Origin of the sequence: Limibacillus sp. MBR-115 (assembly GCF_040549425.1) — a bacterium.
Lineage (GTDB): Bacteria > Pseudomonadota > Alphaproteobacteria > Kiloniellales > CECT-8803 > Limibacillus > Limibacillus halophilus.
The window spans coordinates 1-21,019 of the sequence record NZ_JBEPTJ010000012.1; the positions used below are offsets into that span (position 1 = coordinate 1).

The following is a 21,019-nucleotide window of genomic DNA, read 5'->3' on the forward strand; positions in this document are numbered from 1 at the left end:
GATCTGGCCCGGATGACCTCGTAACGTGTGGATCGCATCCACCAACGGAGCGGTGGAGCCCATGATGGCGTCGGTGGAAAGAGCCGCCGTGACGACTGAGGCGCGGGCGTTGGCCCAGGCGCCGAACAGGCCAACGAGCGCGCAGGCCGTCGAAAACTGGGTGCCGTTAATGAGCGCCAAACCTTCCTTCGGTCCGAGCACGATAGGCGTCAGTCCGGCGCGCTTCAGGGCCTCCGCCGCCGGGAGCTCCTCGCCGTCATGGGCTGCCCGGCCTTCGCCCAGCATGGCCGCAGCCATGTGCGCCAGCGGCGCCAGATCACCGGAGGCGCCGACCGAACCTTGATCGGGGACGACGGGCATGACCCCCGCGGCCAGCATTTCCTCCAGCAAGCGAACCGTCTCCCAAGACACGCCCGAAGCGCCGCGTCCCAGGCTGAGGAGCTTCAGAGCCATCATCAGCCGTGTCGTCGCCTGGTCGAGCGCTTGGCCCACGCCGCAGCAGTGACTGAGGATCAAATTGCGTTGCAGCTTCGCCGTGTCCTTTGCCGCGATCTTGACGCTGGCAAGTTTGCCGAAGCCGGTGTTCACGCCATAGATAGCGGCATCGCCTGCCGCCGCGTCACGGACCAACTTGGCGGCGGCCTCAATGCCTGCGCGGGCCGAACCATCGAGCCGTATGGGGCCTGTCCCACGCCAGATCGCTTCCAGCGTCTCCAGTGTCGCCTGACCGGGCACGAGCGTGAGCGTCATGTGGTTCCTCCAAAAATACGGCTATGGAGCGGGTTAAACCCGATCCGATAAGAAAGCTCAGCCGCGTCGGCCACATTCCAAACGGCGAGGTCAGCGCGCTTGCCCGTCTCGATCGTGCCTACGTCATCTAAGCCAAGCGCTTGAGCAGCATTGCGGGTAACGCCAGCCAAAGCTTCTTCCGGGGTCATGCGAAAGAGTGTGCATCCCATGTTCATGACCAATAGAAGAGAAGTGAGCGGCGAGGATCCAGGATTGCAGTCGGTGGCGAGTGCCATCGGTACGCCGTGGGCTCGTAAGAATTCTATCGGCGGCGCTTTGGTTTCGCGAATGGTATAGAAGGCTCCGGGCAGTATTACGGCTACTGTGCCTGAGGCAGCCAGTGCTTTTACGTCGTCATCAGTTGCATGTTCCAGATGATCTGCAGAAAGCGCGCCATAGCGCGCGGCGAGCGCAGTGCCTCCGAAATGAGAAAGCTGTTCCGCATGCAGCTTTACAGGCAAGTTGAGTGCTTTTGCCTTATCGAATATCCGTCCGATTTGTGCGGTATCAAACGCTATGCCTTCGCAGAATCCATCTACCGCATCGACGAGTCCCTCCTGATGGGCAGCTTCGAGCGTTGGGATCGCGACTTCGTCTATATAGGCGTCCGCACGGCCTGCATACTCAGGTGGAATTGCGTGCGCTCCTAGAAAGCTCGTTATCACACGGACTGCGCGCCTCGCCATGATCGAACGCGCGGTGCGTAACATCTTCAGTTCTGTCTCTAGATCGAGCCCATAGCCGGATTTGATCTCGATCGTCGTCATACCTTCCGCGATCAGCGCATCGACTCGGGCGAGCGCTTCAACCAATAGGGTTTCTTCTGGGGCAGCCCTCGTAGCCTTTACGGTTGAAACAATCCCGCCGCCAGCGCGTGAAACCTCTTCATAAGTAGCGCCTTCCAAGCGCATTTCGAATTCACGTGCACGGTTACCACCGAACACAGCATGCGTGTGACAATCGATCAATGCGGGAGTGACCAGACGACCGCCAAGATCGCGAATTTCACCACCCTTCAGGTGACTGGGAAGATCAGCCACTGGCCCCACCCAGGTAATTGAATCTCCGGAGAGAACAATGGCTCCGTTCTCAATGAGCCCGTAGCGGTTGGAGCCTGTCATCGTGGCAATTTTTGCGTTACTCAGCAGCACTGTGAAAAACCTTGTTTGATATGATTGTATATGATTTATGTATATACATAATAAATCTGTCAAGGTGGAAGTGAAATGACGACGATATGGGCCCGCCAGGCGCTGCTGGCAAAGGGTTGGGCGACGGATGTGGCTGTCAATATCGCTGCTGATGGGCGAATTGCGTCGGTATTGACTGGGCAGCCGATGTTGGGGGCTCAGGTGGATGTACTAGTTCCTGCTCCGGCCAACTGCCATTCGCATGCCTTCCAGCGAGCCTTGGCCGGTCTGACCGAAAAGCGCGGCCGGGATGTGAGCGACAGCTTCTGGACTTGGCGCAGCTTGATGTATCGCTTCTTGGACGGGATCACACCTGATCACCTGGAAGCCATCGCTGCATTTGTTCAAATGGAAATGCTAGAGGCCGGATTTGGTGCCAGTATCGAGTTCCACTATCTTCACCATCAACCGGACGGCACGCCTTATGCAGCCCTGGGCGAGATGTCCGAACGGATCGCAGCCGCCGCAGCCGCGAGCGGAATCGGTCTGACGCTATTGCCAGTGCACTATCAGTACGCGGGTTGTGGCCGTCGTCCGCTCGAAGTTAGACAGGGTCGATTTGGCAACGATCCCTCAAGGTTTGCACGTCTGTTAGAAGCGGCGGGAAATGGGCTGACCCATTTATCCTCAGACGCTGTATTGGGCGTGGCGCCACATTCACTGCGCGCAGTCGCTGCTGAAGATTTAGCAACTACGGCGTCTTTGGCTGGGGCCGGTCCTATCCATATGCACTTGGCCGAGCAACAGGCCGAAGTCCATGAAGTTTTGGCTGCCTATGGTGCCCGGCCGGTAGAATGGGTACTTGATCATCTAGATCTCGACCCGCGCTGGTGTCTAATTCATTGCACTCAGATGCAACCCCATGAAATTGAAGGGTTGGCCCGAACAGGGGCAGTCGCCGGTCTTTGTCCGCTGACGGAGGCAAGCTTAGGCGATGGTATTATCGACGCGGTGCGATGGTTTGATTCAAGAGGCGCTATCGCAATTGGGTCGGATAGCAACATTCGTATTTCGCTGGCCGAGGAGTTGCGTCAACTCGATACGTCACAGAGGCTTCGCGACCATACCCGCGCAGCTTTGGCCAGCGCCGAACAATCCACAGGGCGGCGAATCTTCGAGGCGGCAGCCAAGGGAGGCGCGCAAGCGGCGGGGCGCGGTAGCGGAACAATCGCCCAGGGCGAGTGGGCCGACTTGTTGGCGCTGGATATGCGACACCCAGATCTCGAGGGATTGCAGGGCGACACCGTGCTCGACAGTTTCGCCTTTGCGGGCGGCAACGACATGCCGTGTGATGTATGGTCCGCAGGCCGGCATTTGGTGCGCGATGGACGCCACGTGGCAAAGGAATCGATTACAGCCGCTTATCGCGCAGCGGTGAAGTCGCTGCGGGAAGGATTGTGACTTCAGGTCGAAGAATCTGCATCCTGCATCATCATCCGATCAACCAGACAGCGACAGTTCCATTCAGCATCACCGCTCGATAGGGCGGATGTGTCAAAGCGCACTGCGAAAGGCTTTACCACGAAAGCCGAATTGCTCGGACAGATCATTTGCAACGGACAGTGTCGAGGTGAGAACCGCGGCTTGGCGATCCTGGTCGAATCGGTACGCTGGAATGGTGACGGTCAGGGCACCTACCAGGCTTCCGTCGAGATCGCACACAGCCGCGCTTACCGCGCAGACATCTAAAGCGAACTCACCATGGTTAACCGCATATCCCCTTGCCCGTATCTCTTGCAACTGCTGGCGTATAATTCTGGGGTCGACCACGGTGCGGTCGGTGTATTTCTCGAGCGGTTGCGAGAGGACATGCTCTACTACCTCGGGCGGTTCAAAAGCTAAAAGCACCTTGCCAGATGCCGTGCAATGGGCCGGATTTGTCTGTCCAGGCGAAGCAAAATGGGTAATTGCATTCGATCCAAGCGCCTGCGCAATGCTCACCGACTCGCTTCCACTCCATACACTGAGATTAACAGTTTCCCCGGTACGCTCTGCCAGTTCTTCCAGACTTGGCCGTACCCGAGTTGACAACCCAAGATCGCGCATCAGCGGCGCGGCGATTGCCAACAGCCCTAACCCAAGGCGTATCCCGCCATCTCGACCCTTCTGCAGTAATCGCTCTTGTTCCAGCGAAGCGATGAGGCGGGAAACCGAGCTCTTGTCGAGACCGACTTGGCGAGCAACCTCGTTCACGCCGATAGGGTCGGATGATTTAGACACACAGCGCAGGATATCTGTCAGGTGTTTAACTGCGTGTACCGTCCGCGCGCTTTTTTCTGGGGATGGATTTCTTTTCAAAGCCTCAACCTTTCCACGGATTTTTTATTGACAGCAGTGGCGTCAACAAAGGATAGTATATTTAACCAACAGCGTTGGCAACACGCCAACATCCTTTTTTCACTGAGGAAGATATGCCGGCTTTTGAGACTTTTCGACAACTTGTGGAAGTTATGCAGCGCAGCGGGGAGGTGGCTTTCGTCGACCGCTCGGTCGATCCACGTCATGAACTGACGGCTGTCATGCGTCGCATGCAGAAGGGTCCGAACTGGCCACTTCTGTTCCGCGAAGTTAAGGGTTCTGACATTCCGGTCATCACTAATGTCTTCGGTTTTCGTAAGACAGTCGCTCAATCACTCGGTTTAGCCGAAAGCGATCTCCTGCGCACAATGGTGTCGTTGGAAGCTAAGGGATTGCCTGTTGAGCATGTTGACGTGGCTCCAGTGCAGGAAGTTGTGAAGATTGGTGACGGCATCGATGTCGCCCGAGACCTCCCACAGATCGTTTTTTCCGAACATGACGGCGGAGCTTATATAACCGCGGGTGTACTGGTGGCGCCGCATCCTGAGACCGGCGCATACAATGCGTCTTGGAACAGATGTCAACTTGCGGGAGGCAACAAGCTGCGCGTCAGGATGATGCCGCCTCAGCATCTAGGACGCTATCACGCCGAGGCCGAGGCAAAGGGGAAGAACCTACCTTGTGCTATCGTCATTGGCGCACCTCCGGGCCTGATGTTCTCCGCCGCATCCAAGGTGCCCTATGAGGCCGACGAACTTGAAGTGGCGGGCGCATGGCAGGGTAAATCACTGCGCGTGACCCGCTGCAAGACAATCCCTGTCGATGTTCCAGCCGACGCCGAGATTGTGATTGAGGGTGAGGTTGTGGCCGGTGTTCGCGAGGACGAAGGCCCCTTTGGAGAATTCACTGACGGATACGTTCCCGTCATGAAAAATCATGTTTTCAGGGTCACTGCAATCACGCGGCGGCGTGATGCGATGTACCACGCTATCCTTGCCGGGGGCACTGAAGATCTGAACCTCGTTGGCGTACCGATTCAGGCGGAGATTTATAAGAAGGTCTCCAGCTTCGTCCCGAAAATCCGCGATATCGCCACGCCTGGCTACGTGTTCGGATGCGTCATCTCCATCGACAAGCAGAATGAAGATCAGGCGAAGAATGCCATGTTGGCGGCGCTAGGCGGGTACTCTTGGACTAAAGTGGTGGTGGTGGTGGACAAGGACGTCGACCCCTTCGATGCAGCCGATGTCCTCTGGGCTATCCAGACCCGCTGCACGCCAGAAACCGGCATCTACGTCGTGCCTCGTGTTCCAAGTTACACACGCGAGGACGTTCGTGACGTGCACCGAGGCAAAGTCGGGATTGATGCCACTGCGCCAATCGCCATGCAGCAACTTTTTGAGCGCCGCCGGTTTCCCGGTGAAGCGGAAATCCGGTTGGAGGACTATATAAATGCAGACCACAATTCTTGATCCAAAACGTATCGGCGATGCGGTCGATCATCTTGTCACCGCACCTATTTCCAACTGGACAATTCTCAAAGGCCTGCCGCTGCCCAAGCTTCATGCCGCCGCCCGAAAACTGGCGGGTGGATCGGTAACTCTGGCTGCGGCAAATCTCCTGAAGGAAAAGGTATCTCGAGGCGACCGGGTGCTGGTTTTGAGTGGGTTCATCATGCGTGATTATGGCTTGCCGGAAACCGATGGGCCGATTGGTGCCGCGGTGATGGCCCGTGCCTTGTCAGTTGGACTCGGAGCCGTTCCCATTGGCATTTCAGAAGACTCGATTGTCCCTTGTATGGAAGCCTGTTTCTCTGCGGCGGGATTAGTGCCAGCCTCGGACGGCCAACTGGATTCCGGGCGCCACCGTTACGGACTCTCGGGTTTTCCGGTTGATGAGGCTGAGGCAGTCCGCGCCGCACAGGAGTTACTTGACCGACACAAGCCCAAAGCTCTGATTGCGATTGAGCGGCCAGGCGCCGGTGAAGATGGTCACTACCACGGCGGCGGTGGCTTCGAGATTTCATCCTTCACTGCCAAAACCGATATTCTGTTTGCTGCAGCACGGAAGGTCGGAATTCCGACTATCGGTGTCGGCGATCTCGGAAACGAGCTCGGAATGGGTGCGGTTGCTGACATTGTCGCAACTGACGTTCCCCTTGGTGACGTAATTGCGGCACGCCAGAAAGCGGATATCACGGTCGTTGCCAACATTTCGAATTGGGGGGCATACGGTATTGCCGCTTGCCTTGCCGCTTTGGTCGGCAACAGCGACGCGTTCCACGACGGAGAGCATGAAAAACGTTTGATCGAGGCTTGTGTGCGAGCCGGTGCGATTGATCCCGTTGGCGGGCAACACAGACTTTATGTGGATGGCACCGATGCGCACGCCAACGCGTGTCTAGTTGACTTACTGCGCTCAATCGTCCTGCTCAGCCAGCGCGAAGGCGCGAACATCAGCGGATATCAGAACTCATGGCAGACGAAGTGACACAAATGCGGGTTCGACCAGCAGGTCGTCGCGTCGGGATGATCGTGCCTTCCGTCAACGCGGTGGTCGAGCCTGATTTCGCCTGGATAGCGCCTGCAGGGCTCACTTTCCATACGACACGGGTGCCGCTTACTTCGACCACGCCTGAGGGGCTCCGCGCGATGAACGAGTGTGTCGAGTCGGCGGCTTCGTTGCTTGCTGACCTATCGCCTGACGTCATTGCGTTCGCCTGTACGAGTGGCAGCTTTGTTGACGGCGAAGCTGGACTGCAAAACCAGGTTGATCGAATTGCCAGTATTGCAGGGTGTCCTGTGGTCGCCACATCGCGCGCGATCATTGATGCGTTTTGCCACTTGGGCGTGACGAAACTTGCACTTGCAACACCATACCGTGACGAGATCAATGAGGCCGAGCGATCATTCTTCGCCAGCCACGGAATCGATGTCCGTTCGGTTGTGGGACTGGGCCTTTCGGGATCAGCGATCCGCGAAGTGCCTACTGAAGAAATCGTCCAGCTCGCGCATCAAGCCGACACGCCCGACAGCGAAGCGCTGTTTCTGAGCTGCACCGACCTTCGCGCACTAGAAGTGATTGGCAGACTGGAACGGGAGCTTGGGAAACCGGTGCTCAGCAGCAACCAAGTCACACTTTGGGCAATTCTACGGGCGTTGGGCGCGCCCACAATTCACCCAGGATTTGGCAAGGTGCTATCATCATGACTCTTAACAGTCAGAGTAGAGAGCTCGCCTCGCTGCGCCTATACGAGGCTGAGACGTCGGTAGAGACCATTGCCTTACGGTACGGGCTTGAGGCGTCAGCGGTCATCGACTTCTCGCTAAACGTCAATCCACTTGGTTCGCCACCCTCGGCAATCGCCGCCGCAAGTGCAGCGCTAGAACGGTCAAACCTTTATCCTGATATCAATTTCCAGCGACTCCGGAGTGCGTTGGCGGCACGGCACGAGCTGTCGGAAGAGTGCTTGTTTTTTGGAGCGGGGTTGGATGACGTCATTAAGCTGCTACTCCAGGCTTGGACTAGCGAAGGTGATAAGGTCCTAATCCACATTCCTACCTTTCCCCGCTATGAGCTCGAAGCACGGCTTAGAGGTTGTACCCTTGTCGTTGTCGAGAATGATCCACCAGAGGAAATAAGTACGGCAGCAATCGCACGTGAATTGACCGCTTCCGATATTGCGCTTGCTTTTATCTGTACGCCTAACAACCCGACGGGCGCGACTGTATCGAATGACGACATCGAACGAATGGCTAGGCGTCACCCCGATACCATTTTTATCATCGACGAAGCGTTGATCTACCCCTCCGAGGATGGCGCAGTTCCTCTCGCACGCAAGCATGATAACATCGTGGTGTTGCGTACTTTCTCAAAGTATTTCGGATTGGCCGGACTTCGAATCGGATATGCGGTTGCCCCGTCTTCGCTGGTCCGAGTGGCAGAAGTAGGCCGGCCACCATTCAATATGGCCGCATCAGCGGTGTGCGCTGCTGCGGCCGCGCTTGCGGACACTACCTTCCTGCCGGCCTGCAAAGCCCAATTCCGCAATGAAGTCGCTTGGTTTCTGGAAAGGGTCGCGTCCATCCCCAGGTTGTCGATCAGGGGCGGCAACGCAAACATGCTGCTACTGGACATTGGCGACCGTGATCCAGGAGTTGCCGCGGCCGAGCTGGCAGCCAATGGGATCGTCGTTGCGGATGCAACTTCCTTCCGTGGGCTTGAGAAACATAACGTGCTCCGCGTCTCGCTACGCGGACACGCTGAGAACCTCAAATTGATCTCAGCATTGGAGGCGCTTCAATGACATCCGAGGCCCCAAACAAATCGAATTCTAGATGGTGGCGTTGGCCGTCGTCTCTGGATAGCACGCTTCTGGCATTGGGATTGCTTCTGTTATGGGAAGCCGTTGTGAGAATTGGCGAGGTGCCAAGCTATTTGCTGCCCCCACCCTCGGCCATCTTTGTGCGCATCGTTGCGGATCACAGCTTACTGCTGATGCACACTTTGGTAACCGCAAATGAGGTAGTGGTTGGGTTTGCGCTGGCTATCGTCGTCAGCATTCCACTAGCAGCAATCTTAGCCCAATTCCGTACGCTGGAGCGGGCGCTTTATCCCATTCTAGTCGCGTCTCAGACGATTCCGAAGGTCGCAATTGCCCCGCTTATCGTTGTTTGGTTCGGCTTCGGCCTTTTTCCGAAGATTGTGATCGCATTCCTGATCTGTTTCTTCCCAATCGTCATTGATTCGCTAATAGGGTTCCGCTCGACGCCTAAAGAGGTGATCTGGCTGGCGCGGTCAATGGGGGCCCCACGGCGGAAAATATTTCTCAACTTTCAGCTGCCCGGCGCCCTTCCAAATATTTTCGCTGGGCTGAAAGTCGCCAGCACACTGGCGGTGGTCGGTGCCGTGGTTGGTGAGTTCGTAGCCGCAGACAGTGGGCTTGGTTACCAACTTATCGTCGCGAACGGGACGCTGGACGTAGGCCTTTCATTCGCAATTCTCGTCGTGCTGAGCCTTGTCGGGATAGCGCTGTTCGCAGTGGTCGATCTTGCCGAACGTTTACTGCTCCCGTGGCATGTCTCACACCGCACCTCTGGCCACGGCAAGGAGAAAAGCTGATGGCTGATACGCTCCAATTCCAGAATGTCAGTAAATCCTATCACACCTCGAGCGGTCCGATTGAAGCACTGCGAGATTTCAGCCTGCAAATTGCAGAGGGTGAATTCATTTCCATTGTAGGTCCAAGTGGGTGCGGTAAAAGCACGCTCTTGTCTATGGCGTCTGGGCTGGCATTTCCGACCAATGGAACGATTTTAGCCAATGGCAATGAAATCACAAAGCCCGTGACTGAGTTGGGCATTGTGTTCCAGACGGATGTTCTCCTGGATTGGCGCAGCGTGCTTGACAATGTGCTCATCCAGCCAGAAATGCGCGGGCTTGACCGCAAAGCTTATGAGGACCGAGCGCGTTCTCTATTGGATAAAGTCGGTCTAGGTGGATTCGAGAAAAAGTTTCCTTACGAGCTGTCAGGTGGCATGCGCCAGCGTGTCTCCATATGCCGGGCGTTGATTCACGAACCACCGATCCTGTTGATGGATGAACCATTTGGTGCACTCGATGCACTGACTCGTGAACAGATGGTGATGGAGCTTCACCAAATCTGGCTCGAAACACAGAAAAGCGTGATCTTCATCACGCACGATATCCAGGAAGCCGTCCTTCTGGCGGACCGCGTCGTAGTGATGACGCCGCGTCCGGGGCGTATTGCCGAAATTATCAAAACCGACCTGCCACATCCCAGGCGGCCTGGAACGATGGAATCCCAGCAGTTTGTGAACACAGTGGCGCGAGTGCGTCATCTGTTCGAGCAACATGGGGTTCTGAAAGCGTACTAACAATTAGCGAATAGGAGAGGAACTTATGAGACTAACACGCAGAATGATTGTCATAGCTGCAACCGTTGCGGTGGCTTTATCAGGGGTAATTACCTTTGGAGCACCTTCCAATGCGGAGGAACTGAAGAAGGTGACCGTCCGACTGGCCTTCAGCTACAACGGCCACCGCTCGCCCTATCTACTCGGAGTGGACAAGGGGTTCTACAAAGAAGCAGGTCTCGACGTTGAGGTCTTGGAAGGTAAGGGCGTTACGTCATCCATGCAGCTCGTAGCGGCCCAACAGGATACCTTCGCGATCATCGACCCGCCGTCGTTGATGCTTGGCGTGGCGCAAGGCATGCCCATCAAGCAGGTCGCTCAACTATACCAAACCAGCCCCAATGCACTGATCAGCTGGCCTGAGCAGAACATTAAGGAGCCTGCTGATCTCGTAGGCAAGAAGGTTGCGACCCTTCAGGGCGACATGACCACCACGATGCTGTACGCCTTGCTTGCGAAGAACGGCATCGACTCATCGAAAGTGCAGATCATTGCTTCCGATGGCGGTACGCGAAACCAGACCTTCCTAGCCAAGCGTACGGAGGCTATCACAGGATTTCCCAATGACAGCCTTCTTAGCCTTTCCGATGCGGCCGAAGTTAAGCTGAACCACTTCACCTATGCATCATTTGGTGTTGATACGATGGGTGACGGAATTGCCGCCCATACAGAGACTGTCGAGAATTCACCCGAAATCGTTGCCGCATTCGTGAAAGCGACCCTGCGGGCCTACGACTACGCTCTCCAAAATCCCGAAGAGTCTATCGACGCGCTTCTAAAACGTTCACCCAGCCGAAAGAAGGCAGTGGAAGTCGAAAAACTGAAGGCAACCGCTGCGTTGCTGCATGCGAAAGGGTCCGAGGGAGACACGGTGGGCTTTTCCGTCAAAGAGCGTTGGGAAGCGACCCAGGCTCTGATGAAGGAGTTTGGCGGCCTCAATACGACCGTGGAGGACGTCACTACCTATTACACCAACGACTTTATCCATTAAAGCCGGACTAGGTCGGAGACTCAGCCCATGAAAAAGGCGCCTCCACGTAGAATGATTGTAGCCATCAGCGGTGCTTCAGGTGCCATCTATGGTGTGCGCGCTTTGGAAATGCTGCGCGGAACGGATATCGAGGCTCACCTTGTCGTGACCCGTTCCGCGCAGATTACTCTTGCCCAAGAACTCCATATGAAAGCGGCCGATCTGCACCAGTTGGCCGATGTCATTCACAAGGCTGATGACATAGCGGCAAGCATATCGAGCGGCTCTTTCATCACGCTGGGGATGCTTGTTGCGCCCTGTTCGATCCGAAGCCTTTCGGAAATTGCTAGCGGTGTTACCTCGGGTTTGCTTTCCCGGGCGGCCGACGTCGTTCTGAAAGAGCGCCGCCGGCTTGTTCTCATGGTGCGCGAAACGCCACTTCATTTGGGTCATCTGCGCAGTATGACCCAGGTTACCGAAATGGGAGCGATCATCATGCCGCCGCTCCCTGCTTTTTACACCAAACCAAAATCCATTGATGACATCGTCAATCATAGTGTCGGCAGAGCACTGGATTTGTTTGGAATCGATGTTGGCACCTTGCAGCGCTGGGGCGAGACAATCGGCCTTCGCGGGCCGTTGGATTCTCCTAATGATTAATGAGGGCTTTTCGGTGCTCGAAGATGCCTTGTGCAGTTAATCAGCACCGAAGCGTCTTGCTTAGCTTAAACGCTGGGACAGGGATTTTGCGGCTTCCAAGACCATTTTACGAAGTTCTTCTTGGCGGTCCCTGCCAAACCGGTAAAGGGGTACACTGACGGCGATGGCACCTGCTATGGCACCATGTTCTTTGCGGACGATGGCGGCGATTGCGCCGACATCACTGGCAAGTTCACCGATATTTAGAGCAACGCCATTCGCACGGATATCCGCGAGTTGTTCTCGCAGTGTAACCGGGTCCGTGACGCTGCTGGGCGTATACTTGTGCAGGCCAACCGATAAGACGGCATCGACCTCGGATTCTGAAGCAAAGGCCAAAAGTACTTTCCCAGTTGCAGTGCAGTGCGCGGGGTTTCTCATCCCCAATGGGGCGAAGTGCGTGACCGCGTTGGGCCCAACCGCCTGATCGACGACGACAGCTTCACTGCCGTCCCAGATGTTGAAATATGCTGTTTCCTCAGTTGTCTGCGAGAGCTTTTCAAGCACTGGGCGGACCGCATTCAAAAATCCCATCTTGCTGAATAAGGGCGCTGCGATCGTCAACAGCCCATCGCCAAGGCGCAATCGTTTGGTTGCGGTGTCCCGTTCTAAAAGATGAGCTTCTTCCAGCGTAGCGACGAGGCGCGATACGGAACTCTTATGTAGGCCCGTGCGGCGTGCGATCTCGTTCACGCCAAGTAGAGATTCAGCCACTGAAAAGCAGCGAAGTACGACGATTGCATGTCGGACGGTCTTCATGCCTGCAAGGGGTGCCATCTTGTTTGACTCCATCGTCTTCGTTGTAGGTCCGGTAGTGGTTAACGGAAACAGATTGGCGTTGACAGTGGATATTATAATAGTATCATTAAATGCAACAGTGTTGCAAAATATGCAACAGATGACTCGGGCCGTTTTATGCGCTCCGAGACGGTCGGGTGGGGAGGGGAACCTGTGATCGCAGATAATCTGCATCCGCAGAGAACGCGTCGCATTATTGTTGGAATCAGTGGCGCATCCGGGGTTGTCCTTGGCGTCCGCGCGTTAGAGCTGTTGCGTGAAATCGGAGTTGAGACCCACCTTGTCATGACCCGCGCAGCACAAGTTACCCTGGCTCACGAATTACCTATCAAAGTTTCGGCGGTAACAAACTTAGCCTCGGTGGTATACCGCGAGGATGACATCGCAGCAGCGATTTCAAGCGGTTCTTTTCGTACAGATGGCATGCTGGTGGCACCCTGTTCGATACGTAGTGTGTCGGCAATTGCAAGCGGCGTCACAACCGGTCTGCTAGCACGGGCAGCCGACGTGGTGTTGAAAGAGCGCCGACGGCTGGTTCTGATGCTCAGAGAAACACCGCTGCATCTGGGACACTTGCGTGCGATGACCCAAGTCACGGAAATGGGCGCCATCGTCATGCCGCCAGTTCCTGCCTTCTATGCGCGACCGCAGACGGTTGATGACATCGTCGACCATTCGATTGGGCGAGCCCTTGATCTGTTCGGCTTGGATACGGGCCGCATAGCGCGGTGGGGCGAATCTGGATTGGACCAAACTACAGAACGGGCCGCCCGGAACGAACCATCGGAACCAATCAGAACAACATCAGAAATTGAAAGGCGAAGGGCTTGAAGTCGGCAAAGACTTACAGCCCACCACCGGGTGCGGTCGTTGAGCGCGCATGGCGGTGGAGACCGAATTTGCGGATACCACTGAATCAAGAAGCGGATCGAGGTGATTGAATGCGTGAGTATATTGAGCGGCTGCGGCAACGTGGCGAACTCGTTGAGATAGATCGTGAAGTTGACCCTAAGCACGAACTTGCCGCTGTGACGGCTGCGGCGCATAAGCGATGGGGTAAACCGATCCTGTTTCACAACGTGGCGGGAACGACACTTCCTGTGGTCACTAATCTCTATGGCGCACGCGAACGAATTGCGGAGATTCTCGGCATTGAGCCGGATGACTTCTGCAGGCAATGGAGCAAGCTCGCTACTCTTGGCGCTCAGTCTGAAAGCGGTAATGTCCAACCTGTAGAAATCCCGGAAATCGTCGACTGCAAGATGAGCGACCTGCCCCTGATTATCTATTCGGAAAAGGACGCTGGGCCATACTTCACGTCGGCGATGTTCTTTGCGAAGGACCCGGAAACTGGTGTGGGCAACCTCTCGTTTCACCGCTCTATGTATGTCAATGACGATGAGTTGCGGTGTCGGCTCGCGCCCCGGCATCACCTTACGCTTTATCATGAGAAAGCCGAGCAGAAAGGGCAGTACCTGGAGGCAGCAATGATAATTGGCACGCCGCCGACCGCGTTCCTCTCGGCGGCGGCGCCGCTGCCCTACGATGTCGATGAACTCAAGGTGGCGGGACAGTTGGCAGGCAAACCCATTCCTCTACGTAAATGCAAGCACATAGACCTGATGGTGCCAGCGCACACGGAGATCGTCATTGAAGGTCGGTTTCTGCCGAATGAGCGACGCGAGGAAGGGCCTTTCGGCGAATTCATGGGGTATTACACACCTGTCGGTTTAAATGCTGTCTTCGAGGTGCTTGGCGTCACACGTCGTAAAGACGCTATTTTTCACAGCATCTTGTGTGGTTCAGCTGAGGAAGTTCTGACCCTCGAGCTTTCAGTGGCTGCCAACATTTACCAGAAGATCAGCGCCATCCTTCCAGGCATCGTCGATGTCACCTGCCAGCCGTTTGTGCTACACACGGTGGTGAAAATCAAGCAGCAGTACGAAGGGCATGCGCGCCAGGTTCTGATGGCTGTGATGGGCGCAGATCCTACGTGGGCGAAGGTCTGCACCGTCGTCGATGAGGACGTTGATATCTACAGCATGGACGATGTCATGTGGGCAACGCTAACACGAAGCAGGCCCGACAAGGACATGATTGTCATTCCCGATACGCCAACATTTTACCGCGATCCCGACAAGGACCACTGGGGGCGAGTCGGTATTGATGCAACAGCGCCATTCTCACGTCGTGCTGAGTTTGAGCGAAAGCGGATTCCAGGAGTTGGGGCCGTGCGACTTGAGGACTACGTCACGGACCCAAGTGCACACGGCGCAATCAAGTAGTTCCACGAGTCGAAATAGGGAGGATCTAATGAAGTATGTTACAAAGCGAGTATTCTACTTCGCCGCTTTGGCGGCACTTTGGATGGCAGCTGTGGTTCCGGCGGCTGCAGATAGTTTGACGAAGATCGAGTTCTTAACGAACTACGCTTTCCATGGGCGTCACTCCCCTTACTTCGTCGGGCTTGAAAAGGGATTCTATAAGGAGGCTGGGTTTGACATTAGAATCTCACCGGCCACCGGTAGCGGCTTTGTCGTCGCGGCTGTAGATGCTGGTCAGGCTGACTATGGCATGGCGGACGCTGGCCCGGTGGTGCAGGCGGTCGCCAAGGGCGCCAAAGTCAAGGGATTTATGGTTTTTATGGATACCGCTACGAGCGGCCTCGCTTCGCTCAAGCCCTATGAAACCCCGGAATCTCTTAAAGGGGCAAAGATCGTCGCGTCGCAGACAGACAGCGCACGTGTGATCCTGCCGATTATCTACGCGCAGCACAATTTGAACCCTGCCGATGTACATTGGGAAACAGCCGATCCCAGTGTTTATCTATCGCTTCTTGCTGGCGGCCAGGCAGATCTCATGACGGCGTCGATTGATGGGGACGTGCCATCCCTTCAGCGCACGATTGGCCAGACTAGGGAGGTGTATTTTTCGTCCTTCGCGAACTGGGGCTACGACGTATTCGGATATTTGCTGATAGCGAAGGCAGACAGGCTGAACGAGAAGCCTGAGGAGGCGCGCCGTTTCGCTGAAGCGACCAAGCGGGCTGTTGAATATGCAATCGAGCATCCCGAAGAAACCGCTGAGATTATGGTCAAGCACAATGCTGCGCTGAAGTACGAGACGACTCTTGCCCAGTGGCGGCAGTCCATAAAGGCTATCAACACAGACTATGTTAAGCAGCACGGGTATGGCACCGCGACCGATGACCGTCTGCAACGCACGATCGATCTGATGGCCGAGGCGATGAAGTTGGAAACACCACCGGTTGTCGGTGATACCTTCGCGCCCGCTATTCCCGCTCAATAGTTGAACTCACAGACGTGAAACTGTTGGCTCTTGGATAAGGGGCCAGCAGTTCCATGGCCGACGTTCCGTCGGCGAGCCGCGTACAGCGGAACACAAGGACAGGCGCAAATGTCAGTTAACATAGAAATTAAAGGTGTCAGCAAGCATTTCGGCGACGTCGTGGCCGTCGATAACGCTAGCTTTGACATTCCGGCGAATCGATTCGTCTCGATCATAGGCCCAAGCGGTTGTGGAAAGTCCACATTGCTTCGTGTGGTTTCAGGGTTGTCGGAGCCAACGTGTGGGGAAGTCCTGATTGGTGGTGTGCCTGTTTCCGGCCCGGCAAAAGACACCGGTATGGTATTCCAATCGCCTGTGCTGCTGCCGTGGCGCACAACCTTGGACAACGTACTGTTGACCTGTGAAATGAGTGGCGCAAAACCCGAGAAGTACCGTCAAAGAGCGATGGAGCTTATCGCGCTCGCGGGACTTACTGGATTTGAGAATTCCTACCCCCACCAGTTGTCGGGGGGAATGCAGCAGCGCGCGGGTATCTGTCGGGCCCTCCTGCTCAACCCAGCTCTGATACTTATGGATGAGCCGTTTGGTGCGCTTGACGTGATAACCCGGGAACGGATGGGATTCGAACTGCTCAAGATCTGGGCTCACAGCCGGAATACGGTTCTCTTTGTGACGCACAGCATCACCGAGGCAATCCTTTTGTCCGACACAGTGATTGTCATGAGTCCGCGACCTGGCCGAGTTCAGGATGTAGTGGAGATCAACCTTCCGCGACCGAGGACACGCGAAACCATGCGCGGGAGTCGTTTCACGGAACTGGCCGAGAGGCTGGGCGGTGAGATTCAGTCCAATTGGAGCGAATAATATGTACGACAGGTTACTTCCTAAGATCGTGACTCAATTAGCAGGCCCGGCCAAAGGGGTACTCGGTATCGTGTTGGCGTTGCTGATATGGGAGTATGGCGTGCATTTTGCTGGTCTGCCGGAATATGTACTGCCTGTTCCGTCGGCGATTGCTGAGCGGTTTTGGCAGACGTTTCCATTGCAAGTACATCATCTGAGCAGGACTGGCTTTTCGACGTTGGTTGGTTTGGCACTGGCACTTTTTTCCGGTGTCCTGCTGGCGTTGCTTGTTGTCTATGTTCGTTCCCTACGCAACGTCATCGTTTCAGTTCTCGCGGCCTTCAATGGTATTCCAAAGGTTGCGATTGCGCCGCTCTTTGTGATCTGGTTTGGGCTAGGTGTTGAATCCAAGATTCTGTTGGCCTTCCTGCTCGCACTGTTCCCAATCTTCGTAAATTCTCTAACTGGACTCGACGAAATCGAATCCGATGTGCTTGATTTGTCCAAACTTGCTGGCGGGACAAAATGGCGCATCTTCTTCAAGATACGGCTCATGAATGCTATCCCCTATATAACCGATGCGCTGAAAGTGGCATTCCCCTTGGCTCTCGTCGGCTCGATCGTCGGAGAGTTCATCGGTGGTAATACCGGAATGGGATATCTGATCCTTTCCGCACAGTTCAACCTTGATACATCGCTTGTCTTCGCCTCGTTGCTATCCATCACCGTTTTTACATCACTTGGCGTGGGTGCGGTTGCGGCTTACGAGAACATTTTTCTGAAGTGGCGTCCTTCACGGAGGCGTTGAGAGGGCGTTGACAGGTTAACTCGGCAACACGAGAGCAACCACCCCTCGCAGTTGGATCCTATGCAGCTTTGCAGGCGCCAGCCCACACCTCAAATGCGTTGGATCTTAGGACCTTGTAGCCTGGTCGACTGAGGAGATGACGCTGACAGTTGAAGGTGTTGTAGGTGGCGTCGTGAACGGATGGCAACCGTTGAGCGGAGTCTGGTGACTTGAAGCCTTGTTGCTTTCGCTTTCGTCGTCGAACGGGCTGATGAGAGTTCTCGGCTTTATTGTTGGCTCTAAGCCCACGATCATGCCGGGCCGACAGGCCAATATCGACGAGGCCGCGCCACTCGGAGAGAGCGGCGGCGCGGTTTAGTTTGAAGGTGATTCGAGAGTAAAGGTAGCGTTCTCATGTTGAAGAGATTGTGGACGGATGCAAGGATGGCATACCGAAACGATCATCTAGAAGAAATGAGACAAAGAGGCACTTTCTTAAGCGAGCCCGCCATTTCCCTGATCCTGAAATATAATTCCCTGTTCATTGAAAGATATTCCCTGTTCTGTAGGTTAGGGAATTTCACGAAAAAACATGGCAACTACAATCGGTTAGCGCGCTTAGAATCGTCTCAAAATCGGCTAAATACCGAAATTTCCCTGTATTTTCCCTGTTATCAGGGAAATTCGTGCAGAGGTCGGTTCGCAGCAGACTGCCTCCACCGCCACGCAGTCAGCCCCAACATTGTCGGTATCGTAGTGCGCTGAACTCTGTCCGCAATCTCAATGGCTTGTGGGGACAGTGAGCGGTGTGTTCCGTCGCTTTCTCTGAGCAATGGCTGCGGAGGTGTCAGACTAATTCAAACTACTCTCAGTATACTCCAGTCGAGCCGATCGTCAGGCAGCGAAAAGACCACGCCACTCGTCGAGGGCGGCATCACGGTTGAACTTGAAAATTTTTCGACTTGAGAGGCTGCGTTCCCGTGTTGAAGAGGTTATTGACGGAGGCGTGGACGGCGGTGAATTTCTGAAGACTTCGCATTCGGCGGAATCGAAGCTAGCCCGCTCCCTTCGTCGGAATGGTAGGTGTGAGTTCTCTACTCGGTTGTTCATCCAGCGGCCGGTTAGCTGATGATCGATATTGCCGATCTCTTTCATCTCGGCCCCATAGGATATTAGCCGGTCGGTTACAATGATCTTAGGCTGGCCATGCCTGCGCATTGCTTTCCTTAGGAATCTCAGTGCCAACTTTCCTTAGTAGAAGTCAAAGCCACTCGCCATTGCTTTGACGTCGCGGCGCACGGCTTGGGGCGACACAGTTCGGCCAAGCAAGCAATCGGCGATCCAGGACCCGATCTGACGCGCGTCCGCCTCGACCATGCCGCGCGAAGTCATTGCCGATACACCCAACCGCAGTCCCGAGGTCGTTGCAGGAGAGCGCGAATCGTTCGGAATCAAATTCTTATTGCAGGTGATCCCGATGGCGGCAAGTTTGTCGCTCGCTGTCTGTCCGTCCATATCGAGGTCCGTCAGATCGACGAGCATCAGGGGCGTATCAGTTCCGCCCGTGACGATGCTCAAACCGTCGGACGCCAGTTGATTGGCGAGCGCACGGGCATTCCGTTGCACCAGTTCGGCGTATAGCTGAAACGACGGCTGCAATGCCTCGCCAAGCCCGACAGTTTTTGCCGCCAGCATGTTCAAAAGCGGGCTGCCCTGGACGCCGGGGAATACCGCCGAGCGGAGCCTTCGGCTCAGGTCGTCACGGTTCCATAGGATCATGCCACCGCGCGCGCCGCGTAGAGACTTGTAAGTGGTGGTCGTGACCACGTCTGCGAACTCGACGGGGTTGTCGAGAACGCCGCCGGCCACCAATCCTGCAAAATGAGCCATATCGACAAGCAAATAAGCGCCAACGTCGTCGGCAATCTGCCGAAACGCCTTCAAATCTAACGCACGCGGGTATGACGATCCGCCCGCTACGATCAACTTCGGTCGATTGGCGCGCGCCATGTCAGCAAGCTGGTCGAGGTCGATGAAGCCGGTATCCGATCGCAGGCCATAAGTGTGGATCGTGAACAGCTTGCCGCTGATGTTAGCTTTCGCCCCGTGACTGAGATGTCCCCCAGATTTGAGATCGAGAGCGAGCACCGAGTCGAACGGCTGAAGCAGGGCCGAGAAAACGGCCAAGTTAGCTTGAGAACCCGAATGAGGCTGCAGGTTGACCTCGGCAGCGTTAAAAAGCTTGCAAGCGCGTTGTGACCCCAGGGTTTCCAGGGCATCGGCGATCTCGGCCCCGCCGTGGTAGCGGGCACCGGGATAGCCTTCGACTGTCTTGTTCGAAAAGATCGAGCCCTGCGCTTCCATAACGGCCCGGCTGACGACATTCTCCGAAGCGATCAACTCGATGTGCTGATGCTGGCGGTTTCGCTCCGATGCAACGAGGGCAGCGACGTCAGGGTCGGCGGACGAGAGCGGAGTGCGGAAGTAGACCGATGCGGTATCATCCATGCGCTCGGTTCTTAGGTTGTTCGGGCTCATGCCGCAGGCGCCCTTAGTCTGTTCACATAGGTTTCCAGGCAATCATCTGCGAGAGGTTCGAGCGGCGTAAGATCCCGATGATGCTTGTAGTCAGGCCGGGTTGGGGCCGTGTAGGCATTCGATACCGGGTTGACGATGAGCGAGAAGATCGACCGGTCCCATGGAGACATGTTGTTCGGGGAACCATGAATAAGCGTGTCATGGAATATGAGCATGGTGCCTGGCCGTCCCTTTGCGGCGACGATGCCTCCGCGTTCGGCCATTTCGCGTACGCGCGCATGGTCGGTCGCCCAAAGGGTATAGCTTGTCGTCTTGTTGTCGAGCTTGGCTGCATGGTCGCCGGCACGGTGCGAACCGGGCAAAAAATAGAGCGGGCCGTTGAACTCGGTTACCTCGTCGAGAAGTATGTGCAAGTTGAGGGCGCGCGGCATTCTGACCCCGTCTTCCTCGTGATGCGTTGCGAAGTCCGCGTGCCATTGCCACATCTCGCCGGAAAATGCCGCCTTCACGTTCACCTTCACCTGCTGAGCGTAGATCGGTTCGCCGAATAACTGCTGCGCCGGTCCGATCAGGCGGGGATGTCGGACAAGAGCAGCGAACAGATCATCACGCAGGTGCAGACCCATCGCTGTGCGGACGACACCGGAATTCCGCTCAATGATGTTTGCCTCATGGTGCTGCGAAAAGATTTGCGGAAGGCGGGAACGGATTGCCGCAACCTCGGCCTGAGTGAAGCGTTCCGGAATAATGATGAATCCGTCCGTCTCAAGTTGTTTGATCTGCGCATCGGTCAGTTTCATTTTCGCCACCACCCGATAGTCCTTGAATGAGGCTATCAGCATTGACGGCTTTTCAGCGCGGT

General features: G+C 55.7%; 21 protein-coding genes and 1 pseudogene. 14 read left to right on the top strand and 8 right to left on the bottom strand.

Features of this window, described 5'->3' with window-relative positions:
* Nucleotides 1-750, bottom strand: a 750-nt coding sequence (locus tag ABIE63_RS16925) for an aromatic amino acid lyase (RefSeq protein ID WP_354506420.1), incomplete at its 3' end; no start/stop codon positions are given.
* Nucleotides 747-1,910 carry an imidazolonepropionase gene (hutI, locus tag ABIE63_RS16930; RefSeq protein ID WP_354506423.1) on the bottom strand — a complete coding sequence of 388 codons (1,164 nt, stop codon included), beginning with the start codon at nucleotides 1,908-1,910 and terminating at the stop codon, nucleotides 747-749. The genes hutI and ABIE63_RS16925, both read right to left, overlap by 4 nt.
* Nucleotides 1,911-2,015: 105 nt before the next feature.
* Between hutI and ABIE63_RS16935 the strand changes: the two genes are divergently transcribed.
* Complete coding sequence (locus tag ABIE63_RS16935) at nucleotides 2,016-3,380, top strand: formimidoylglutamate deiminase (protein WP_354506426.1); 1,365 nt, start codon at nucleotides 2,016-2,018, stop codon at nucleotides 3,378-3,380.
* Nucleotides 3,381-3,473: 93 nt separating this feature from the next.
* Here ABIE63_RS16935 and ABIE63_RS16940 read toward each other — a convergent pair whose 3' ends face one another.
* Nucleotides 3,474-4,277, bottom strand: coding sequence for an IclR family transcriptional regulator (locus ABIE63_RS16940; RefSeq protein WP_221205652.1), 804 nt, complete (start codon nucleotides 4,275-4,277; stop codon nucleotides 3,474-3,476).
* A gap of 113 nt (nucleotides 4,278-4,390) precedes the next feature.
* On the opposite strand from ABIE63_RS16940, the gene ABIE63_RS16945 reads away from it, so the two are divergent.
* Genes ABIE63_RS16945 through ABIE63_RS16980 form a run of 8 tightly spaced genes read left to right on the top strand, consistent with a single transcriptional unit; the run spans nucleotide 4,391 to nucleotide 11,843 of the window.
* Complete coding sequence (locus tag ABIE63_RS16945) at nucleotides 4,391-5,749, top strand: UbiD family decarboxylase (protein WP_354506429.1); 1,359 nt, start codon at nucleotides 4,391-4,393, stop codon at nucleotides 5,747-5,749.
* The gene (locus ABIE63_RS16950) at nucleotides 5,730-6,767 is read left to right on the top strand and encodes a DUF4392 domain-containing protein (protein WP_354506431.1); all 1,038 of its coding nucleotides are present in this window, start codon (nucleotides 5,730-5,732) and stop codon (nucleotides 6,765-6,767) included. Before ABIE63_RS16945 ends, ABIE63_RS16950 begins: the two co-directional genes overlap by 20 nt.
* Complete coding sequence (locus ABIE63_RS16955) at nucleotides 6,752-7,486, top strand: aspartate/glutamate racemase family protein (RefSeq protein WP_183414584.1); 735 nt, start codon at nucleotides 6,752-6,754, stop codon at nucleotides 7,484-7,486. The genes ABIE63_RS16950 and ABIE63_RS16955 overlap by 16 nt, the downstream gene beginning before the upstream one ends.
* Nucleotides 7,483-8,583 (top strand): histidinol-phosphate transaminase, encoded by a 1,101-nt coding sequence (locus ABIE63_RS16960; protein ID WP_354506434.1) that lies wholly within the window; start codon nucleotides 7,483-7,485, stop codon nucleotides 8,581-8,583. Before ABIE63_RS16955 ends, ABIE63_RS16960 begins: the two co-directional genes overlap by 4 nt.
* Nucleotides 8,580-9,398: an ABC transporter permease gene (locus ABIE63_RS16965; RefSeq protein ID WP_183414582.1), complete on the top strand. Its 819-nt coding sequence runs from the start codon at nucleotides 8,580-8,582 to the stop codon at nucleotides 9,396-9,398. Before ABIE63_RS16960 ends, ABIE63_RS16965 begins: the two co-directional genes overlap by 4 nt.
* A complete protein-coding gene (locus tag ABIE63_RS16970) occupies nucleotides 9,398-10,174 on the top strand; it encodes an ABC transporter ATP-binding protein (RefSeq protein WP_183414581.1) in 777 nt (258 codons plus the stop codon). Before ABIE63_RS16965 ends, ABIE63_RS16970 begins: the two co-directional genes overlap by 1 nt.
* A gap of 25 nt (nucleotides 10,175-10,199) precedes the next feature.
* On the top strand, nucleotides 10,200-11,204 hold the full coding sequence (locus ABIE63_RS16975; RefSeq protein WP_183414580.1) for an ABC transporter substrate-binding protein: 1,005 nt from the start codon (nucleotides 10,200-10,202) through the stop codon (nucleotides 11,202-11,204).
* A gap of 27 nt (nucleotides 11,205-11,231) precedes the next feature.
* On the top strand, nucleotides 11,232-11,843 hold the full coding sequence (locus ABIE63_RS16980) for a UbiX family flavin prenyltransferase (protein ID WP_183414579.1): 612 nt from the start codon (nucleotides 11,232-11,234) through the stop codon (nucleotides 11,841-11,843).
* A gap of 60 nt (nucleotides 11,844-11,903) precedes the next feature.
* Here the strand turns inward: ABIE63_RS16980 and ABIE63_RS16985 are convergent, their stop codons facing one another.
* The gene (locus ABIE63_RS16985; RefSeq protein WP_183414578.1) at nucleotides 11,904-12,659 is read right to left on the bottom strand and encodes an IclR family transcriptional regulator; all 756 of its coding nucleotides are present in this window, start codon (nucleotides 12,657-12,659) and stop codon (nucleotides 11,904-11,906) included.
* A 174-nt stretch (nucleotides 12,660-12,833) separates the two neighbouring features.
* Between ABIE63_RS16985 and ABIE63_RS16990 the strand changes: the two genes are divergently transcribed.
* The 5 genes from ABIE63_RS16990 (at nucleotide 12,834) to ABIE63_RS17010 (ending at nucleotide 17,640) form a co-directional block, all read left to right on the top strand.
* The gene (locus tag ABIE63_RS16990) at nucleotides 12,834-13,511 is read left to right on the top strand and encodes a UbiX family flavin prenyltransferase (RefSeq protein ID WP_354506441.1); all 678 of its coding nucleotides are present in this window, start codon (nucleotides 12,834-12,836) and stop codon (nucleotides 13,509-13,511) included.
* A gap of 110 nt (nucleotides 13,512-13,621) precedes the next feature.
* Entirely contained in the window at nucleotides 13,622-14,965 is a 1,344-nt protein-coding gene (locus ABIE63_RS16995) for a UbiD family decarboxylase (protein ID WP_354506444.1), read from the top strand.
* Between the two features lie 28 nt (nucleotides 14,966-14,993).
* Nucleotides 14,994-15,989, top strand: a complete 996-nt coding sequence (locus tag ABIE63_RS17000) for an ABC transporter substrate-binding protein (protein ID WP_183414575.1) — start codon at nucleotides 14,994-14,996, stop codon at nucleotides 15,987-15,989.
* A 108-nt stretch (nucleotides 15,990-16,097) separates the two neighbouring features.
* The gene (locus ABIE63_RS17005; RefSeq protein WP_183414574.1) at nucleotides 16,098-16,853 is read left to right on the top strand and encodes an ABC transporter ATP-binding protein; all 756 of its coding nucleotides are present in this window, start codon (nucleotides 16,098-16,100) and stop codon (nucleotides 16,851-16,853) included.
* A gap of 1 nt (nucleotide 16,854) precedes the next feature.
* Nucleotides 16,855-17,640 carry an ABC transporter permease gene (locus tag ABIE63_RS17010; protein ID WP_183414573.1) on the top strand — a complete coding sequence of 262 codons (786 nt, stop codon included), beginning with the start codon at nucleotides 16,855-16,857 and terminating at the stop codon, nucleotides 17,638-17,640.
* A 169-nt stretch (nucleotides 17,641-17,809) separates the two neighbouring features.
* Here ABIE63_RS17010 and ABIE63_RS17015 read toward each other — a convergent pair.
* The 4 genes and pseudogenes from ABIE63_RS17015 to ABIE63_RS17030 form a co-directional block, all read right to left on the bottom strand.
* Nucleotides 17,810-17,914 (bottom strand): annotated as a pseudogene (locus tag ABIE63_RS17015) (IS6 family transposase); the annotation flags it as partial.
* Nucleotides 17,915-18,513: 599 nt separating this feature from the next.
* A complete protein-coding gene (locus ABIE63_RS17020) occupies nucleotides 18,514-18,864 on the bottom strand; it encodes a DDE-type integrase/transposase/recombinase (protein ID WP_354506449.1) in 351 nt (116 codons plus the stop codon).
* Between the two features lie 6 nt (nucleotides 18,865-18,870).
* The gene (gene glyA / locus ABIE63_RS17025; RefSeq protein ID WP_354506452.1) at nucleotides 18,871-20,157 is read right to left on the bottom strand and encodes a serine hydroxymethyltransferase; all 1,287 of its coding nucleotides are present in this window, start codon (nucleotides 20,155-20,157) and stop codon (nucleotides 18,871-18,873) included.
* The gene (locus ABIE63_RS17030) at nucleotides 20,154-20,999 is read right to left on the bottom strand and encodes a phytanoyl-CoA dioxygenase family protein (RefSeq protein ID WP_354506455.1); all 846 of its coding nucleotides are present in this window, start codon (nucleotides 20,997-20,999) and stop codon (nucleotides 20,154-20,156) included. Before ABIE63_RS17030 ends, glyA begins: the two co-directional genes overlap by 4 nt.
* Between the last annotated feature and the right edge of the window lie 20 nt (nucleotides 21,000-21,019).

Excerpts from the sequence above, each read along its gene's own strand:
- ABIE63_RS16970 (WP_183414581.1), top strand. The coding sequence starts at position 9,398 with ATGGCTGATACGCTCCAATTCCAGAATGTCAGTAAATCCTATCACACC.
- ABIE63_RS16985 (WP_183414578.1), bottom strand. The coding sequence starts at position 12,659 with ATGGCACCCCTTGCAGGCATGAAGACCGTCCGACATGCAATCGTCGTA.
- ABIE63_RS17005 (WP_183414574.1), top strand. The coding sequence starts at position 16,098 with ATGTCAGTTAACATAGAAATTAAAGGTGTCAGCAAGCATTTCGGCGAC.
- ABIE63_RS16975 (WP_183414580.1), top strand. The coding sequence starts at position 10,200 with ATGAGACTAACACGCAGAATGATTGTCATAGCTGCAACCGTTGCGGTG.
- ABIE63_RS17010 (WP_183414573.1), top strand. The coding sequence starts at position 16,855 with ATGTACGACAGGTTACTTCCTAAGATCGTGACTCAATTAGCAGGCCCG.
- glyA (WP_354506452.1), bottom strand. The coding sequence starts at position 20,157 with ATGAGCCCGAACAACCTAAGAACCGAGCGCATGGATGATACCGCATCG.
- ABIE63_RS17030 (WP_354506455.1), bottom strand. The coding sequence starts at position 20,999 with ATGCTGATAGCCTCATTCAAGGACTATCGGGTGGTGGCGAAAATGAAA.
- ABIE63_RS16955 (WP_183414584.1), top strand. The coding sequence starts at position 6,752 with ATGGCAGACGAAGTGACACAAATGCGGGTTCGACCAGCAGGTCGTCGC.
- ABIE63_RS16935 (WP_354506426.1), top strand. The coding sequence starts at position 2,016 with ATGACGACGATATGGGCCCGCCAGGCGCTGCTGGCAAAGGGTTGGGCG.
- ABIE63_RS16980 (WP_183414579.1), top strand. The coding sequence starts at position 11,232 with ATGAAAAAGGCGCCTCCACGTAGAATGATTGTAGCCATCAGCGGTGCT.
- hutI (WP_354506423.1), bottom strand. The coding sequence starts at position 1,910 with ATGACAGGCTCCAACCGCTACGGGCTCATTGAGAACGGAGCCATTGTT.
- ABIE63_RS16950 (WP_354506431.1), top strand. The coding sequence starts at position 5,730 with ATGCAGACCACAATTCTTGATCCAAAACGTATCGGCGATGCGGTCGAT.
- ABIE63_RS17000 (WP_183414575.1), top strand. The coding sequence starts at position 14,994 with ATGAAGTATGTTACAAAGCGAGTATTCTACTTCGCCGCTTTGGCGGCA.
- ABIE63_RS16995 (WP_354506444.1), top strand. The coding sequence starts at position 13,622 with ATGCGTGAGTATATTGAGCGGCTGCGGCAACGTGGCGAACTCGTTGAG.
- ABIE63_RS16945 (WP_354506429.1), top strand. The coding sequence starts at position 4,391 with ATGCCGGCTTTTGAGACTTTTCGACAACTTGTGGAAGTTATGCAGCGC.
- ABIE63_RS16965 (WP_183414582.1), top strand. The coding sequence starts at position 8,580 with ATGACATCCGAGGCCCCAAACAAATCGAATTCTAGATGGTGGCGTTGG.
- ABIE63_RS16960 (WP_354506434.1), top strand. The coding sequence starts at position 7,483 with ATGACTCTTAACAGTCAGAGTAGAGAGCTCGCCTCGCTGCGCCTATAC.